The sequence below is a fragment of the Micromonospora sp. RB23 genome (assembly GCF_053585025.1).
The window spans coordinates 2806501-2824625 of sequence record NZ_CM132111.1; the positions used below are offsets into that span (position 1 = coordinate 2806501).

The following is an 18125-nucleotide window of genomic DNA, read 5'->3' on the forward strand; positions in this document are numbered from 1 at the left end:
ACCAAGGCATGCAGGACGCGTGGCGCGCCTACCTCGAACTGGCCCTGGGCCTGGCGGAGGCGCCCCGGAAGAAGGCACAGGACGCGGTCCGTCGTGTCGTCGGCACGGGCGGGGCCACCGCCGCGCAGTTGCAGGCGCTCGGCGAGGAGTTGGTCAGCACCAGCGCCGCCAACCGGGAGGCGTTGACCAAGCTGGTCCGCTTCGAGGTCGACCGGGCCCTCGGCGCGGTCGGTCTGGCGACCGCCGACGAGGTGGCCGAGCTGACCCGGCGGGTCCGCGACCTGGAACGTCAACTGCGCGAGGCGCGGGCCGTCGAGTCATCTGCCGCGACGACGGCCAGCGGTCCGTCCGCCGCCACGCCGCAGCCCGACCCGACCCGCGCGGCGCCACCCGGTGACCCCCTGGTGCCGTCCGACGGCCCCGCCGGAGCACCGGTCGCCCAGGAGGCCGCGCCGCCGGTCGTCACGAAGGCCCCCGCGCCCGTCGCCAAGAAGGCGATCGCGAAGAAGGCCGTCGCGAAGAAGGCCATCGCCCGCAAGCCTCCCGCGACGATCAGCAGGACCGGCGACGAGACGCCGACGCCCGTCAGCCAGGACGACACCCCGACCCCGGCGGTCATGCCGGCCAAGAAGGCCGTCCGCAAGCGCCGCCCGGACGGTGAGTCGTGAGCGACGTCCCGCGTCCCGGCCCGCCCGGGGGCTTCCGGCCCGGCCCGCCGCCGGCCGGCTCGTTCGCGGCCCGCCCTGGCCCGCCGCCCGGCGTCCGCCCAGGCCCGCCGCCCGACCTGGCGGCCGGCGCCGACGACGCGGCGAGCCACCCGGCGGTCGAGGCGGCCGTGCGCGCCATGGACAACGCGGCGGCGCTCGCCCCGGCCGACCAGATCGCGCAGTACGAGGCGGCCTACGAGACGCTGCGCGAAACCCTCGCCACCATCGACCAGACCTGAACAGGGCGACCCCGCCCGACAGACCGGAGAAACACCCATGGCACGTCGCAACCGGCTGGACGCCGAACTCGTCCGTCGCGGGCTGGCCCGCTCGCGTGAGCAGGCCGCCGCGCTGGTCGAGGCCGGCCGGGTCCAACTGCGCGGAGTGCCCGCGCGCAAGGCCGCCGCGATGGTCGACCCCGCCGACCCGCTGCTGGTCACCGGCGACGACCCGACCGAGGAGTACGTCTCCCGGGGCGGACACAAGCTCGCGGGCGCCCTCGCCGCGTTCGGCGGGCTGCACGTCGCCGGGCGGCGCTGCCTGGACGCCGGCGCCTCGACCGGGGGCTTCACCGACGTGCTGCTGCGCGCCGACGCCGCCGAGGTGGTGGCCGTGGACGTCGGCTACGGGCAGCTCGCCTGGTCCCTGCGGACCGACGAGCGCGTCCGGGTCCTGGAACGCACAAACGTCCGTACCCTCGTCGCGGACGCGATCGGCGGGCCGGTCGACCTGACGGTGGCCGACCTGTCGTTCATCTCGTTGCGGTTGGTGCTGCCGGCGTTGGCCGGCTGCACCCGGGAGGACGGCGACCTGGCGCTGATGGTGAAGCCGCAGTTCGAAGTGGGCAAGGAACGGGTCGGGGCCGGCGGTGTGGTCCGCGACCCGGCGCTGCGCGCCGAGGCGGTGCTCGACGTGGCAGCCGCGGCGGCCCAGCTCGGCCTCGGCCTGGCGGACGTGGCGGCCAGTCCGCTGCCGGGGCCCAGCGGCAACGTCGAGTTCTTCGTATGGTTGCGCCGGGGCGCGCCGGCGGCCGACCCGCAGCGGGTACGGGCCGTGGTGGACGCCGGACCGGACGGCCCGACGACGGCCGGCGACGTGCCGGGCGTGGCGGCGGAGGAGGTCGCAGGGTGAACGCGTACAGCGAGCGGCACACGACGGCATGCGGGCGTGCCGGGGCGTGGCCATCGGGGCGTGCGGTCGCGGACGGGCGGCCCGTCCGATGAGCCGCACGGCGCTGCTGGTGACCCACACCGGTCGTCGGCGCAGCACCGAGCACGCCCGGTCGGTCGCCGCCGACCTCATCGCCGCGGGATTCGAGGTGCGGGTCGTCGCCGACGAGGCCGATGATCTCGACCTGCCCGGCGTGGTGCCGGTCGGCGGCCCGGAGGCCGCCGAGGGCGCCGAGATCGTCTTCGCGTTGGGCGGGGACGGGACGTTCCTGCGGGCGGCCGAGCTGGCCCGTCCGGCGAAGGCGCCGCTGCTCGGCATCAACCTCGGCAAGGTCGGCTTCCTCGCCGAGGCGGAGATCGACGACCTGGACACCGCGGTCCGCGACGTCGTCGAGCGCAACTACACCGTGCACGAGCGGCTCACGCTCGACGTCACGGCCGAGTTCGACGGCGGGCCGACCATCGAGTCGTGGGCGCTCAACGAGATCAGCGTCGAGAAGGGCGAACGGGCGCAGATGCTCGAACTCCTCGTCGACGTGGACGGCCGGCCGCTGTCCCGCTACGGCTGCGACGGCGTGGTCTGCGCCACCCCCACCGGCTCCACCGCGTACGCGTTCTCCGGCGGGGGCCCCGTCGTCTGGCCGGAGGTCGAAGCGCTGCTGCTGGTGCCGATCAGCGCGCACGCGCTGTTCAGCCGTCCACTGGTCACGGCACCCACCTCGACGTTCGTCATCACCGTCGACCCGTTCACGACCCTGGCCGTGCTCGCCTGCGACGGCCGGCGGGTGTACGACCTGCCGCCGGGCGCTCGGGTGACCGTGCGCCGCGGTGCCCTGCCGGTGCGCATCGTGCGGCTGCGTGCCCGCCCGTTCACCGACCGGCTGGTCGCCAAGTTCGGCCTGCCGGTGCACGGCTGGCGGGGCAGCCGCCGGTGACGGTGGCGCACACCGTCGGTGTCCGGCGGTTGTCCACCTGACGACATGTCGCCGCTGCGGCGGCGAGAGGCTAGTGACCTGGTTGTGCGCTGCGTCGCAGACTCCCATCGGTCCTCATCCACGGATGTCGGGCCCGAAGGAGTGAAGGAGCGCATCGCATGCACTGGTCCCCCCGCTGGCTCAACGCCGGCGCGGTCGGCGCGTTGGTGGTCGGCCTCGCCGCGCCGGCGTCCGCCGAGCCGCCCGTCCGGCCCACCGGCCCGAGCCTGGGCGCAGCCGCCCCGGCCGTCGCGCCCGTCCGCATCACCCTCATCACCGGTGACCAGGTCGAACTGTCGCCGGCCGCGCCGGGCCGGGTCGCCGCCACCGTACGCCCCGGACCCGGGCGGGAGCGGATCATCTTCCAGACCCTCGAGGTCGACGGCGGGCTGCGGGTCGTGCCCAGCGACGCGGCGCCCTACATCTCCGGCGGCCTCCTCGACGCCAACCTGTTCGACGTGCAGGAGTTGGCCGCCGACGGCTACGGCGACGCCGCGCAGGGCGCGCTGCCGCTGATCGTGCGCTACCAGGAGCCGTCCGCCGGTCGGGTCCGGCCGCTCGGCGGCGTCACCGACGCCCGGCCCCTGCCGAGCATCAACGGCGCCGCGGTACGGGTCGGCAAGGCCGAGCTGGGTGACCTGTGGACCACGCTCGCCAGCACGCCGACGACCCGGACCACGACCCCTCGGCTGGGCGGCGGTGTCGCCCACGTCTGGCTGGACGGTCGGGTGCGCCCGACGTTGGAGCACAGCGTCCCGCAGATCGGCGCTCCGGCGGCCTGGGCGGCCGGCCGCGACGGCAGCGGCGTGACGGTGGCCGTGCTCGACACCGGTGTCGACGCCACCCACCCCGACCTGGCCGGGCGGATCGCCGAGGAGCGGGACTTCTCCGGCAGCGGCAGCGCCCGTGACGGCCACGGCCACGGCACCCACGTCGCCGCCACCATCGCGGGCAGCGGAGCGGCGTCGGCGGGGCTGCGCAAGGGCGTCGCGCCGGGCGCGCGGCTGCTGGTCGGCAAGGTGCTCGACGACGGCGGCTCCGGCTACGACTCGGCGATCATCGCCGGCATGGAGTGGGCCGCCCACTCCGGCGCGAAGGTCATCAGCATGAGCCTCGGCGGCGGCCCGACCGACGGCACCGACCCGATGAGCCAGGCGGTGAACGACCTGACCGCCGAGACGGGCGCGCTGTTCGTGATCGCCGCCGGCAACTCGGGCCAGGCGCGGAGCGTCAACGCGCCGGGCGCGGCCGCGGCGGCGCTGACCGTCGGCGCGGTCGACCGTGACGACAACCTGGCGGACTTCTCCAGCCGGGGACCGCGCGTCGGGGACAACGGCATCAAGCCCGAGATCACCGCGCCGGGCGTGGGCATCGTCGCCGCGCGGGCCGCCGGCACCACCATGGGTACGCCGGTCGGCGACGACTACACGGCGGCGTCCGGGACGTCCATGGCCACCCCGCACGTGGCGGGCGCGGCCGCGATCCTCGCTCAGGACCACCCGGACTGGAAGGCCGGCGCGCTCAAGGACGCGCTGGTCAGCACCACGAAGGCGAACCCGGAGCTGACCGTCTTCGAGCAGGGCGGTGGTCGGGTCGACGTGGCGCGGGCGCTCACGCAACGGGTGTACGCGTCGGCCACCGCCGACTTCGGCCGGGTCACCAGCGGCGGACCGGTGGCGGAGCGCGGTGTGACGTACACCAATGGCACGTCCGTCGCGCGGACCCTGCGCCTGGCCCTGGAGCTGCGCAACCTGGACAGCGGCGCGGCCGAGACCGACGGCGTCGCCGTCGGCTCGGGCGAGGTGACCGTGCCGGCCGGCGGCAGCGTGACCGTGCCGCTGCGCGCCGACCCGGCGAAGCTGGCCCGGGGTCCGCACGGAGGATGGCTGGTGGCGACCGGCGCGGACGGCGTCGCCGTGCGCACGCCGGTCGGCCTGACCGTCAGCGGACCGCTGCACGACCTCACGATCAAGGTGCTGGGCCGGCAGGGTCAGCCGACCCTCTCGCCCGCCCTGACCCTCTTCGGTGAGCAGCCCGAGTCGGACTACTGGGGCTGGTGGCCGGGCGAGGGCACCCTACGGGTCGAGGAGGGCACCTATCTGCTGACCGCGCTGGTCGAGCACGGCGCGCCCCTGGACGAGCAGTTGACGCAGACCGTCGAACCCGAGCTGACCGTCGACCGGGACCTGACGGTCGTGCTCGACGCCCGCACGGGCACGCCGGTACGCGTCGAGACGCCGAAGCCCAGCGAGCAGCGGGCCACGCTCAGCTTCTACGTGCACCGGGTGCTCGGCAACGGACGCCAGATCGACCACGGTGTCATGGCGTACAGCACTGTCCAGCAGGTCAACGTCACGCCGACCCGACCGGTGCGCCAGGGCGAGTTCGAGTTCGCCTCCCGCTGGCAGCTCGTCGCGCCCATGGTGGACGCCCGGATCAGCGGTGTGTCCGGACCGTCGGACATCAACCTGCTGGGCTCGTCCCCGGCGCCGACCGGGCGACGGAAGCTGCCGCTGGTCTGGGCGGGCGCCGGAACACCCGCCGAGCTGACCCGGGTGCGGGGCGCGGCCGCGCTGCTCACCACCGATGAGAACCGCAGCGAGGAGGAGCAGGTGGCCGCGGCGGCTGCGGCCGGCGCGGCGGCGGTGCTGATCGTCCGCCCCGAGGACCAGAGCGCCTGGACGGTCTGGCGCCCCGACGGGGAGCGGCTACCCGTCCCGGCGATGGTCGTGGCGTACGACGACGGGCAGCGACTGATCGCGGCGGCGCGCCGGGGTCGTGCCACGCTGGACCTCACGCTGACCGTGGACAGCCCCTACCTGTACGACGTCTGGCAGGTGTCGAAGGGGCGGGTGCCGGAGCGCGTCGTGCACACCGTCACCGCGGCAAACACCGCCGAGGTGACCGCGCGGTACGGCGACACCGGCGCGGGTTGGGCCACCGAGGAGCGGTTCGGGTGGCGTCCGTGGCAGGAGTACGCCTGGAACGACGACCAGCGGCTGGTCCACAACGGCACCACGCGGCAGGAGTTCGTCAGCGCCGGGGACAACTGGTGGCAGCACCGGGTGCTGCACAAGCAGATGTTCATGCAGTGGGGGCAGTTGACCGGCGGCCTCGCCCAGGAGCCCCGGCGGTACGCCGCCGACGACCGGGAGACCGAGTCCTGGCACGCCCCGGTGGTGCGTCCGGCCGTGCCGGCCAGCGGAGCGCCGGTGCCGACGCGGACGGGCGACGTCCTCGACGTGCGGGTGCCCGAGTTCGTCGACGCCGACGGGCACTACACCGTGGCGGGCAACAGCGAGGAGTCGGACGACGTCGAGGCCCGCCTCAGCCGCGACGGGCGGCAGATCGCCGACCTGTCCGACGGCTGGGCGCCGGTGCCGACCACGGCGGAGGCGGCCCGTTACCGCCTCGACGTGACGACCCGCCGGGCCTCGGACGGGTGGCGCTACGCCACCCGGACGGACACGGCGTGGCAGTTCACCTCGGCCCGCCCGGCGGGTGACGCGGCGACGCCACTGTCGCTGCTGCAGGTGGACTACCGGGTGCCGGCCGACCTGTCCGGCACCGTGCCCGGCAACCGCCCGCACCAGGTGGGGCTGACCCTGCGTCAGCCGGTCGGGGCGCCCGCGCCGAAGGGGACCGGCGTGACCGTGCAGGTCTCCTTCGACGAGGGCGTCACCTGGCGGTCCGTACCGACCCACGGGTCGGGCGTGCGCTACACGGCGATGGTGCCGGCCGGACGCGGAACGGTGTCGCTGCGGGTGCACGCCGCCGACCGGGCCGGGAACACCGTCGACCAGACGGTGCTGCGGGCGTACGGGCTGCGCTGACCGCCGGACCGGCCGGGCCCACCGTCACCGCGACGGTGAGCCCGGCCGCGTCCGTCGACGCGCGACGGCCGCAGCGCCAGGTCAGAGCCAGCCGCGCCGGGCGACCTGGAACGCGAGCCCCGGCCGGGTGTCGACACCGGCGGCCTCCATCAGGTCGGCGAGGCGGCGCTGCACCGTCCGGCGGCTCACCCCGAGTTGGGAGGCGATGGACTTGTCCGGTACGCCGGCGACGAACAGCGACAGCAGCCGGGCCTCGTCGGCGTCGGGCCGGTAGCCGTCGGCCGGACGGTCGTCGCCGGTGTCGCGGCGCTGCTCGGTCGCCGCGCCGGGGAGCGGATCGTCGAGTCGCAGCCGGGTGGCGACCCGCCAGTGACTATCGAAGAGGGCGATCAGCGCGTCGAGCAGCTGGCTGCGGCCGATCACCGCGGCGCTCGGCTCGCCGCCGTACCGGTCGGGCACCAGCGGGCAGATGGCGGTACGCGCGTCCACGATGGCCAGTCGGACGGGTAGCCGGTCCAGCACCCGGGCCTGCTCACCGGCGGCGACGCCCTTGGCCAGGTCGGTCAGGGCGCCGGGTTCCAACAGCAGGTCCCGCTCGTAGATGGCGCGGTAGCTCACCCCGCGGGCGAGGGCGTCGAACTCCTCGACGTTCTCCGGGCCGGCCATCGCGAGGGGGTTGGCGCGGCAGAACCACAGCACCTCCTCGCGGGCGGAGTTCTGCAGGTCGCGCAGTCGGTCGCGGAGCGTCCGACCGCCGCGGATCACCTCGACCAGGTGGTCGACGTGGTGGCGGCGCAGGCCGGCGCGGTACTCCTCGGCCAGTTGGGTGACCCGGCGACGGGCGGCCTCCAGGTCCTCCTGCCGGCGCAGCAGCGTCGCGCCGAGGGCGACGTCCGGCGCGGTCGGGCGCAGCGGGCCGTCCGGATCGTTCTCGGTGGGCTGCACGAGACCCTTGGCCCGCAACGCCTCGACCTGCTCGACGACGCGCGCCCGGGGCCAACCGAGCCGGCGGACCAGTTCGTCGACGCGGGCCGTGGTGAGCTGGAGCAGGCAGCGGTAGAGCTCCTCCTCGGCGGGAGTCAGGCCGATCACGTCCAACACGGGGCAAGACTGTACGTCGGCGAGGTCACGGCCGCACCGGGGCCCGGTCGTGGGGCCCGTCGGCTGGTCAACTGTCGGCCCTCGCGTCTACTGTCGGGTGCTGTGCTGGAAGAGCTGCGCATCACCGGACTCGGCGTCATCGAGGACACCACGCTGCCGTTGACCGGCGGCATGAACGTCATCACCGGCGAGACCGGTGCCGGCAAGACGATGGTGGTCACCGGCCTCGGCCTGCTCTTCGGCGGCCGGGCCGACGCCGGGCGGGTGCGTGCCCAGCCGGGCCGGGCCGTGGTCGAGGGGCGGCTGCGCCTCTCCGGGCGCGTCGCCGACTCGGTGCACGCCCGGATCGGCGACGCCGGTGGCGAGCCCGACGAGGACGGCTCGCTGCTCCTGAGCCGTACGGTGACGGTGGAGGGCCGCTCGCGGGCCCACCTGGGCGGCCGGAGCATGCCCGTGTCGATGCTCGGCGAGGTCGGCGAGCAGGCGGTGGCCGTGCACGGTCAGTCCGACCAGCTGCGCCTGCTGCGTCCGGCCGAGCAGCGGGCCGCCCTGGACCGGTTCGCCGGGCCGGCGCACGAGAAGCTGCTCGACGCGCTGCGCGAGGCGTACACCGGTTGGCGGCGGGTCGTCGACGACCTGGCCGACCGGCGGCGCAACGCCCGCGAGCGCAACCAGGAGGCCGACCTGCTGCGGCTCGGCCTCGACGAGATCACCCGCGTCGACCCGCAGCCCGGCGAGGACGACGAGCTGAAGACCGAGGCGCAGCGGCTGGAGCACGCCGAGGGTCTGCGCACGGCCGCGCAGCTGGCCCAGCAGTGCGTGGCGGGTGGAGCGGACGCGGCCGACGAGACGCCGGACGCGGCGTCGCTGCTCGGCACGGCCCGGCGCACCCTGGAGGCGCAGGCCGGCACCGATCCCGCGCTGGGTGAGCTGGCGGCCCGGCTGGAGGAGGCGGCCACCCTCGTCACCGACGTGTCGGCGGAGCTGTCGGCGTACCTGGCGACGCTGGACGCGGACCCGGCCCGGTTGCAGCACGTCTACGAGCGGCGGGCCGCGTTGCGCACGTTGACCCGCAAGTACGCCGACGACGTCGACGGTGTCGTCGCCTGGGCCGAGCGGGCCCGCACCCGACTGTCCGACCTGGACACGTCCGACGACCTGCTCGACGAGCTGGACCGGGAGGGGCAGCGGCTGGCCACGGAGGTGGCCGATCTGGCCGGCCGGGTGTCGGTGTCCCGGCAGGAGGCGGCGGTCCGCTTCGCCGACCAGGTCACCGTCGAGTTGGCGGGTCTGGCGATGCCGCACGCGCGGATCGAGGTGGCGGTGCTGCCCCGACCGGCGGGCCGGGCCGAGCCGTCGTTGACGGTCAACGGCGTCGAGGTGGGCGTCGCGGCCGACGGTGGTGACGAGGTGGAGTTGCGCCTGCTGGCCCACCCGGGCGCGCCGTCGTTGCCGTTGCAGCGCGGCGCCTCCGGCGGTGAGCTGTCCCGGGTGATGCTCGCCATCGAGGTGGTCTTCGCCGGGTCCGGCGGCCCGCCCACGCTCGTCTTCGACGAGGTCGACGCGGGTGTCGGCGGCCAGGCTGCCGTGGAGATCGGTCGGCGGCTGGCCCGGCTGGCCCGCAGTCACCAGGTGTTGGTCGTCACGCACCTGCCGCAGGTGGCCGCGTTCGCCGACCGGCACCTCGTGGTGGCGAAGGACACCGGCGGCGCGGTGACCACCAGCGGCGTACGGGTCGTGGAGGACACCGAACGCGCCCGCGAGCTGGCCCGGATGCTCGCCGGTTTGCCCGATTCGGATCTGGGTATCGCACACGCCGAGGAGCTTCTGGCGGTCGCGGCGAAGGAAAGGCGGTTGTGACGCCGCGTATTGTGGGCGCAAGCACACCGGCTCGCGTCGGCGTGTGCTTCCCTGGGTAGGCGGCCCTGCTCAGGCATGTCGCGACAGAAAAGCCTGCCTCACATGCCAGGATGGTCACGATGCGTCTACCCACGTTGCGCCGGAACCGGAATGCCGAACCGGGCAGAGTCCTCGGCACCGCGCGCCTTGATCGCCGAACGAAACGCCTGGTCGGCCGGCTTCGTCCCGGTGACATCGCGGTCATCGACCACGTCGACCTGGACCGGGTGGCGGCCGACTCGTTGGTCGCTGTCGGTGTCGCCGCGGTCCTCAACGCCAAGCCGTCGGTCTCCGGCCGCTACCCCAACCTCGGGCCGGAGGTGTTGATCGCCGCCGGTATTCCGCTCCTGGACGATCTCGGCGAGGGCGTCTTCGAGCGCATCCGCGAGGGCGACCAGGTCCGCATCGAGGGCAACACCGTCTTCGCGGGCGAGGAGCCGGTGGCGCACGGCACACTGCAGGACGCCGAGTCGGTCGCCAAGGCGATGGCCGACGCCCGGGAGGGGCTGTCGGTGCAGTTGGAGGCGTTCGCCGCCAACACGATGGACTACCTGCGCCAGGAACGCGACCTGCTGCTCGACGGCGTCGGCGTGCCGGACATCCAGACCCAGATCCAGGGCCGGCACTGCCTAATCGTGGTGCGCGGCTACGACTACAAGGCCGACCTGGACGTGCTGCGCCCGTACATCCGGGAGTTCAAGCCGGTGCTGATCGGCGTGGACGGTGGCGCGGACGCGCTGGTCGAGGCCGGGTACACGCCCGACATGATCATAGGGGACATGGATTCGGTCACCGACGACGTGCTGCGCTGCGGCGCCGAGGTGATCGTGCACGCCTACCCGGACGGGCGGGCGCCCGGCCTCCCCCGGGTCAACGGGCTCGGCGTCCCCGCCATCACGTTTCCGGCGGCGGCGACCAGCGAGGACCTGGCGATGCTGCTGGCCGACGAGAAGGGCGCCTCCCTCCTGGTCGCGGTCGGCACCCACGCCACCCTCGTCGAGTTCCTCGACAAGGGGCGCGGCGGGATGGCCTCGACGTTCCTGACCCGGCTGAAGGTCGGCGGCAAGCTGGTCGACGCCAAGGGCGTGAGTCGGCTCTACCGGCAGAGCATCTCCGGTTCGTCGTTGCTGCTGCTGGTGCTCTCGGCGATCGCGGCGATGGCCTCCGCGGTGGCGGTCTCCACCGTCGGGAAGGCGTACCTGGGCGTGGTCGCCGAGTGGTGGGACAATTTCGTGTTCCAGCTGTACCGGCTCTTCTAGTTCCCGACCGATCAAGAGGCTGCAAGCGTGATCAACTTCCGCTACCACGTGGTGTCCCTCACCGCGGTCTTCCTGGCCCTGGCGATCGGCCTGGTGGTCGGCACCGCCGCCCTCAACGGCCCGGTCGCCGACTCGCTCAAACAGCAGGTCACCGGGCTGCGCAAGGACAACCAGCAGTGGCGTCAGCAGGTCGCCAACATGGAGAAGCAGCTCGGTCTGGAAGAGGAGTTCGCCGAGGAGATGTCGCAGGTGGTCCTGCCGGGCACCCTCAGCGGCCGCCGGGTGGTGGTGCTCAGCCTGCCGAACGGGCGTGACCACACCGAGGGTGTGCTCAAGAAGCTCCAGCTCGCCGGTGCCACCATCACCGGCCGGGTGGACCTGCAGGACAAGTTCCTCAACCCGGACAACAACTCCAACCTGCTGGAGTTGGCCGTCACCGCCGCCCGGCCCACCGCGCAGACCACGGGCCTGCCGGGCAACGGGCACGGTGTGGAGACCTCCAGCGCGCTCCTGGCCAGCGTCCTGCTGGACCGGGCCCAGGGCACCGCGCCGGTCAGCGACGCCGACCGGCGGGCGGTGCTCGCCGCGTACAACAACGCCGGCTACCTGACCACCGACAACAACAAGGTCACCGGCCCGGCGGAGGCGGTCGTCGTGGTCAGCGGCCAGCCGTACGTCGACAAGGACTCCGAGAAGCGGGACGAGTCGGTCGTCAAGATCGCCGAACAGTTCGACCGGACCGGGGCGATCGTGGTGGGCGGCAACGGCTCCGCCGGCGGCAACGTGGTGTCCGTGGTCCGCGGCGACCCGGTGCTGTCGCAGACCATCTCGACCGTCGACAACGCCAACACCGTCCAGGGCCAACTGGTCACCAGCCTGGCCCTGGTGCAGCAGCTCACCGAGAAGAAGGCCGGCCAGTACGGCGTCGGCGACAACGCCGCGTCCCTGCTGCCTAGACTGCCCCAGTGAGCGAACGACGTACCGCCGTGTCCGTAATCGACGAGGTGCCGGCATGAGCACGCTGGGACGGCTGCTGGTCGCCGCCGCCGGAGCGGCCGCCGCCCGGTACGCGCTGCGCGAGGTGCGGACCGCCCCGATCGGGCCGGCGCTTGAGCGCACCAACTTCCGGGGTCGGACGGTGACCCTCGCCGCCGGGCCGGCGCTCGCGGCCGGGGCGACCGCCGCGGGCGCGTTCGGCGCGACGAGCGCCGCCTCGGGTGGCGCGGCCCTCGTCGCCGGCCTCGGCGCAGGGTCTGTCGGGCTCTACGACGACGTGGTCGGGGCGCGACCGGAGCAGAAGGCGGCCAAGGGCTTCGCGGGGCACCTCGCGGCGCTGCGCGAGGGGCGGGTCACCGCCGGGCTCGTCAAGGTGGTCGGGGTGGGCGCGGCCGGCCTGGGCGCCGCCGCGCTGCTCGCCGCCGACCCCCGCGTCGCCGCGCACCCGCGCCGGCAGCGCCAGGGCGCGTTCGGGCGGAGCGTCGACGTGCTGCTCGGCGCCGGTGTGATCGCCGGCACCGCCAACCTGCTCAACCTGCTCGACCTGCGACCCGGCCGGGCCATCAAGTCCGGGCTGCTGCTGAGCGTGCCGCTGACCGGCGGCCCGCACGGCGGGATCGCCGCCGGCGCCGCTGGCGCCGCTGCCGGCCTGCTCGGCGACGACCTGTCCGAGGACGTCATGGTCGGCGACAGCGGCGCGAACGCCCTCGGGGCGCTGCTCGGTGTGGCGCTCGCCGCCCGCACCGGCCCGCTCGGCCGCGCCGGCCTGCTCGCCGTGCTGGCCGGGCTCACCGCCGCCAGCGAGAAGGTCAGCTTCACGGCGGTGATCCAACGGACCCCGGGTCTGCGGGAGCTCGACGCGCTGGGCCGGCGCACCGATTGACGTGACCAGACCGGCCCCCCTCGCCGGCGCCGGCCGGGTGGCCGGGGCAGCCGCGCTCATCGCCGTCCTCACCGTGTTCAGCCGGCTCGCCGGCTTCGGCCGGACCGCCGTGTTCACCTGGAGCCTCGCCCCGACCGACCTCGGCGGCGTCTACGTGGTCGCCAACGCGGTGCCGAACTTCATCTTCGAGATCGTCGCCGGTGGCGCGCTGGCCAGCCTCGTCGTACCGCTGCTGGCCGGTGCGGTCGAGGCCGGTGACCGTACGACGGTCGCCCGTACCACCGGCGCGCTGCTGACCTGGACGCTGGCCCTGCTGGTGCCGCTCGCCCTGCTCGTGGCGCTGTTCGCCGGCCCGGTGGTCGAGTCGCTGGGGCACCATCTCACCGACGCCCAGCAGCGCAGCGGCGTACGGATGCTGCGGGTCTTCGCGCCGCAGCTACCGCTGTACGGGGTCGGCATCGTGCTCACCGGGGTGCTCCAGGCGCACCGCCGTTTCGCCTGGCCGGTGCTCGCTCCGCTGCTGTCCAGCCTCACCGTGATCGTGGTCTACCTGGGGTTCACGGCCACCCAGGGCCGCTACGCCACGGTCGCCGGGGTGAGCCCCGGCGGCGAGGTGCTGCTCTCCGCCGGCACGACACTGGGTGTGGTGGTGCTGTCGCTGTCGCTGCTCGTCCCGGTCCGCCGGCTGCGCCTGGGGGCGCGGCCCGGGTTCGGGTTCCCCACCGACGTGCGGGGCCGGGTCGGCGCCCTGGCGGTGGCGGGCGCGGTCACCGTCACCACGCAGCAGATCGCCCTGATCGTCAGCCTCAACCAGGTGACGGCGGGCGCGCGCAGCAATCCCGGCGTCTACAACCTGGCGCAGACCGTCTACCTGCTGCCGTGGGCGGTGCTGGCGGTGCCGCTGGCCGTGGCGGCCTATCCGACCCTCGCGGCGGCACGCTCGGTCGGCGACGAGGACGCCTACCGGGCGACCCTGGCGCCGGCCGTGCGCGGGGTGCTGCTGTTCAGCTGCCTCGGCGCGGCGGCGCTGGTCGGGACCGCGGGGCCGATCGGGCACTTCTTCTTTCCCGCGTCCACCGCGTCCACCGCCGCCGCCGCGATCATCGGGTACGCCCCGGGCCTGATCGGCTACGGCCTGTTCGCGATCCTCACCCGGGCGCTCTACGCGCGCGGGCAGACCCGGGCGGCGACGGTCGCGACCGCCGTCGGCTTCCTCACGGTGCCGGTCGCGGTGCTGGCGCTCGGCCGGATCCTGCCGTTGACCGACCGGGTGCTCGCCGTGACGTCCGCGAACTCGGTGGGCATGGTGGTGCTCGGGGTGCTGCTGGTCGTCGCCGTGGCGCGGGCCGCCGGTGCGGCCGCGCTGGCCGGCGCGGCGCGCGCCGGGGTGGCCGGCATCCTCGCCGGGCTGCTCGCCGCGCTCGCCGGGCTGGGCCTGAGCCGCTGGCTCGACAGGCTGGACAGCGGCACCCCGACGACGGCGGTGGCGCTCGGTCAGGGCATGCTGTCCGGGGTTCTGGTCGGTGTCGTGTTCCTCGTCGTGGTCTGGTTCGTCGACCGGCGGGACGTACGGCCGCTACTGACCGGGGTGGTCCGCCGCCTGCGGCGGGGCCAGCGGGGCCGGGCCGGCACGTCCACGCCGGGCGCGGTGCCCCCGGAGCGGGGCGGCGACGGGAAGGAGACGGCGGTTCGGTGAGCGTTGTCAACACCAACCGGCGGTGGCCGGCATGACGGAGACCAACGGCTGGTCGGGTGCCGTGGCGCTGGTGCTGGCATCCAGCACCGGCGGGGTCGGCCAGCACGTTCGTTCGGTGGCGCGCGGGCTCGTCGCGTCCGGGGCGACGGTGGTGGTCTGCGGGCCGTCGGCGACGCAGGAGCAGTTCGACTTCACCGGTGTCGGCGCGCGTTTCGAACCGGTGGAGATCCCCGCCAGCCCGACCCCGGCCGACGCGCGCGCGGTGCTCGCCCTGCGGCGGGTGCTCGCCACCACCCGTGTCGACGTGGTGCACGCGCACGGCCTGCGCGCCGGTCTCGTCGCCGTACTCGCCCGACCGACCGCCCCGCTCGTGGTGACCTGGCACAACGCGGTCCTCGCGGGTGGATTGCGCGGCGGGGTGTCGCGGCTCGTCGAGCGGGTGGTCGCCCGAGGGGCGCGGGTGGCGCTCGGGGCGTCCGCCGACCTGGTCGGGCGGGCCGCCGCGCTGGGCGCCGCCGACGCGCGGCTCGCGCCGGTCGCCGCCCCGGCGTTGCCCGCGCCGCGTCGGCGTCGCGCCGCCGTCCGCGCCGAGTTCGGCGTCGGAGCGGAGCAGCCGCTGATCCTCTCGGTGGGGCGGCTGCACCCGCAGAAGCGCTACGACGTGCTGGTCGACGCGGCGTCCCGCTGGCGGACGCGTACCCCACCGCCGGTCGTGGTGATCGCGGGCAGCGGCCCGGCGTATCTGGCGTTGGCCGCCCGGATCTCGGCGGCCCGTGCTCCGGTGACCCTGCTGGGGCACCGTACCGATGTGGCCGACCTGCTCGCGGGCGCCGACCTCGCGGTGGTCACCAGCGAGTGGGAGGCGCGGCAGTTGTTCGCCCAGGAGGCGATGCGGGCCGGCGTGCCCTTGGTGACGACGGCGGTGGGGGGCCTTCCGGAGCTGGTCGGTGACGCCGCCGCGTTGGTTCCCTCGGTCGACGTGGACGCGGTCGACGCGGCGGTGCGCGCGCTGCTGGACGACCCGGCGGCCCGGGCCGAACTGGGTCGCCGCGGCGCCGAACGCGCGGCGACGTGGCCCATCGAGGCGGACACGGTGGCCGTGCTGACGGCCCTCTACGCCGAACTGGCCGCCCATCCGGCGGCGCCCGGCTCCGACGCCCCCCTGACGGGACACCGGTGATGGCGCGTCGGCTGGCCCCGGCCCTGTTGACGGTGCTCGTGGTCGCGTTGGGCGTCGCCGCGCTGGCCGTCCGACCGCCGCAGGGCACGCCGCAGCGCACCGCCGATTTCGTGGTGCTCGCCGGTGTCGCGGGGCTGCGCTGGGAGGACGTCGATCAGCAGAGCACGCCGACGCTGTGGCGGATGGCCCAGGAGGGCTCGATCGGCTCGCTGTCGGTGCGGTCCGCGCACCGGCCCACCTGCCCGGTGGACGGCTGGCTGACGCTCGGCGCGGGTAGTTTCGCCGGATGGAACGGCGCCCGCCCGGACGGCGGTTGCCCGCCGGCCTCGGTGGCGGTGGAGCAGCCGGATGGGATCGGCGCGAACCTCCCCGACCAGGAGAGCGTGGTCCAGTACAACCAGCAGCGGCTGCCATGGGGCACCCTGCCCGGGTCGCTGTCGGAGTCGGTGCGCTGCTCGGTCGCCGTGGGGCCGGGCGCCGCCGTGGCCGCCGCACGGCCGTTCGGCCGGGTCGACAGGTACGCGGCAGGTCTGCCGGCCGACCCGCGTCGGCTGCTCGGCTCGTGCGTCCTGAGCATCGTCGACCTCGGCACCATCGAGGGCACCGACCCGGCGGCGCGCGCCGAGGAGGCGCGGGCCGCCGACGCCCAACTGGCCCGGGTCCTGGCGGCCCGCCCGCCGCGGTCGCTGGTGCTGGTCGCCGGCATCTCCGACACCGAGCGGCCGTCGCGGCTGCACGTGGCGATCGCCGACGGGCCGGGGTGGGATCGGGGCTGGCTCACCTCGGCCAGCACCGGCCGTGACGGTTACCTCCAGCTCGTCGACCTCGCGCCGACGGCGTTGGCCGCGCTGGGCCGGCCGATGCCGGAGCGGCTGTTTCTCGGCCGACCGGCGGTCAGCACCGGCGGTCGACCGGCGGACCTGACGGAGGCGATCAACGCCCCGGCGGACGCCGACCGGGAGGCGGCCGCCCAGCGGACCGTCTCCGGCGGGTTCTTCACCCTGCTCGCCGGGGTGCAGGTGCTGCTGGCCCTGGCCGTGCTGCCGTTGCTGCGGCGCGCGCGACCGCACGCCGGTCCGGCCGGCCCGACCCCGATCCCCGCCCGGGTCGTGGCGGTGGTCGAGCTGCTGCTGGTCGCGGCGGCGTTGACCGTCCCGGCCGCGTTGCTGGCCGACGCCGTCCCCTGGTGGCGGGGCGGCCACCCCGGGTGGATCTTCGCCGGGGTCACCGCGCTGCTGGTCGCGGGGGGCACGGCCGCGGTCCGGTTCGCTCCCGGGTACGGCAGGACCCTCGGCCCGTTCGGCGCGGTGGCCGGCCTCACGAGCCTGGTCGTCGGCGTGGACGTGCTGACCGGGGCCCGCCTCCAGCTCAACGGCGTGGTCGGCTACTCGGCGTTGCAGGGTGGCCGCTACGCCGGGTTGAGCACGGTCGCGCTGGGGGTTTTCCTCGCCGGTGCGCTGGTGACCGGCGGGTGGCTCGCCCAGCGGGTGCACCGTCGTTGGCGGCCCGCCGTGATGGTCGCCGTGGGTGGCCTCGCCGTGGTGGTGGTCGGCAGCCCGTACCTGGGCGCCGACCCGGTCGGCGCGATCGCGCTGACCGCCGGCCTGAGCGTGGCGGCGGCGATCAGCGCCGGCGGCTGGCTGACCATCAGTCGACTGGCGTGGGCCACCATGGCCGCTCTGGCGGTCGGTATCGGCTTCGCCGTGGTGGACCTGCGCCGGCCGGCGGCCGAACGGGGGAGCCTCGGCCGGTTCCTGTCCGCGGTGGGCGACGGCACCGGCGGGTTCACGGTGCACCGGTCCAGCACCGCGAACTTCGAGACGTTGGTGAACAGCCCGTTGACGGTGCTGGCGCTCGCCGGCGGGCTGCTGGTGTGGTTCGCCCTTCTCCAGCCGTGGGGTGGGCTGATGCGGCTGTTCGGCATCTACCCGGCGGTGCGGGCGGCGCTGGGCGGCACGGCGGTCGCGGCGGTGCTGGGCGGTGTGCTCGACGGCGCGGCACTGGACGTGGCCGGCGCGGCGGCCGCCCTGGTGGTGCCGATGGCCGCGCTGACGTCGCTGCGGGTCCTCGGGCACGCCGCCGACCGGACCCGTCCCGGCACGGGCCGCGCCCGGGAGAACGAGGCTGACGACGACTCGGGTCCCGGGGGCGACGGGCCGGCCGGTGGGGGAGACGGTCCGACCGGCGGCGGTGGTCCGCTCGGAGCGGGGCACCCCCGGCCGATCGGCGGTGCGCCCGCCGCGGCGCCCCGTACGGTCGTCGTGCGGCCGGACACGGATGCGTCCCCGGGCTCGCCGGTGGCCGACGGCTCCGGACGGTCGGAGGGTCCCACGGCGGGCGGCGGGGCCACCGCTCCGGCGCAGCGGCGTCCGGTGGAGCCGCCGGTGCCATCGAGCGAGGTTGCCGCCACCTGACCGCCGGGCGTCGC

13 protein-coding genes are annotated in these 18125 nt (G+C 75.1%); 12 read left to right on the forward strand and 1 reads right to left on the reverse strand.

The genetic code is table 11. From position 1 onward, the window contains the following. Positions 1–8: 8 nt before the first annotated feature. The 5 genes from ACTFTM_RS12895 to ACTFTM_RS12915 all read left to right on the forward strand — a co-directional run bounded on the left by ACTFTM_RS12895 (position 9) and on the right by ACTFTM_RS12915 (position 6683). Complete coding sequence (locus tag ACTFTM_RS12895) at positions 9–668, forward strand: hypothetical protein (RefSeq protein WP_449566003.1); 660 nt, start codon at positions 9–11, stop codon at positions 666–668. Beyond that, a complete protein-coding gene (locus ACTFTM_RS12900) occupies positions 665–946 on the forward strand; it encodes a hypothetical protein (RefSeq protein ID WP_449566004.1) in 282 nt (93 codons plus the stop codon). Before ACTFTM_RS12895 ends, ACTFTM_RS12900 begins: the two co-directional genes overlap by 4 nt. A 37-nt stretch (positions 947–983) precedes the next feature. Beyond that, complete coding sequence (locus ACTFTM_RS12905; RefSeq protein ID WP_449566005.1) at positions 984–1838, forward strand: TlyA family RNA methyltransferase; 855 nt, start codon at positions 984–986, stop codon at positions 1836–1838. Between the two features lie 88 nt (positions 1839–1926). Further along, the gene (locus tag ACTFTM_RS12910; RefSeq protein WP_449566006.1) at positions 1927–2811 is read left to right on the forward strand and encodes an NAD kinase; all 885 of its coding nucleotides are present in this window, start codon (positions 1927–1929) and stop codon (positions 2809–2811) included. A 158-nt stretch (positions 2812–2969) separates the two neighbouring features. Then, complete coding sequence (locus ACTFTM_RS12915) at positions 2970–6683, forward strand: S8 family serine peptidase (protein WP_449566007.1); 3714 nt, start codon at positions 2970–2972, stop codon at positions 6681–6683. A gap of 81 nt (positions 6684–6764) precedes the next feature. On the opposite strand, the gene ACTFTM_RS12920 is transcribed toward ACTFTM_RS12915, so the two are convergent. Continuing rightward, on the reverse strand, positions 6765–7784 hold the full coding sequence (locus ACTFTM_RS12920; protein WP_449566008.1) for a helix-turn-helix domain-containing protein: 1020 nt from the start codon (positions 7782–7784) through the stop codon (positions 6765–6767). 102 nt (positions 7785–7886) lie between these two features. Between ACTFTM_RS12920 and recN the strand changes: the two genes are divergently transcribed. The 7 genes from recN to ACTFTM_RS12955 all read left to right on the forward strand — a co-directional run bounded on the left by recN (position 7887) and on the right by ACTFTM_RS12955 (position 18111). After that, the gene (gene recN / locus ACTFTM_RS12925; RefSeq protein WP_449566009.1) at positions 7887–9644 is read left to right on the forward strand and encodes a DNA repair protein RecN; all 1758 of its coding nucleotides are present in this window, start codon (positions 7887–7889) and stop codon (positions 9642–9644) included. A 119-nt stretch (positions 9645–9763) separates the two neighbouring features. Then, positions 9764–10942, forward strand: coding sequence for a putative cytokinetic ring protein SteA (steA, locus tag ACTFTM_RS12930; RefSeq protein WP_405433895.1), 1179 nt, complete (start codon positions 9764–9766; stop codon positions 10940–10942). 27 nt (positions 10943–10969) lie between these two features. Next, positions 10970–11911: a copper transporter gene (locus ACTFTM_RS12935; RefSeq protein WP_433538341.1), complete on the forward strand. Its 942-nt coding sequence runs from the start codon at positions 10970–10972 to the stop codon at positions 11909–11911. A gap of 43 nt (positions 11912–11954) precedes the next feature. After that, positions 11955–12821, forward strand: coding sequence for a hypothetical protein (locus ACTFTM_RS12940; RefSeq protein WP_449566010.1), 867 nt, complete (start codon positions 11955–11957; stop codon positions 12819–12821). Between the two features lies 1 nt (position 12822). Beyond that, positions 12823–14517: a murein biosynthesis integral membrane protein MurJ gene (gene murJ, locus ACTFTM_RS12945; protein WP_449566011.1), complete on the forward strand. Its 1695-nt coding sequence runs from the start codon at positions 12823–12825 to the stop codon at positions 14515–14517. A gap of 31 nt (positions 14518–14548) precedes the next feature. Further along, positions 14549–15697, forward strand: coding sequence for a glycosyltransferase family 4 protein (locus tag ACTFTM_RS12950; RefSeq protein ID WP_449566012.1), 1149 nt, complete (start codon positions 14549–14551; stop codon positions 15695–15697). Then, entirely contained in the window at positions 15697–18111 is a 2415-nt protein-coding gene (locus ACTFTM_RS12955) for a hypothetical protein (protein ID WP_449566013.1), read from the forward strand. The genes ACTFTM_RS12950 and ACTFTM_RS12955 overlap by 1 nt, the downstream gene beginning before the upstream one ends. Positions 18112–18125 lie beyond the last annotated feature (14 nt).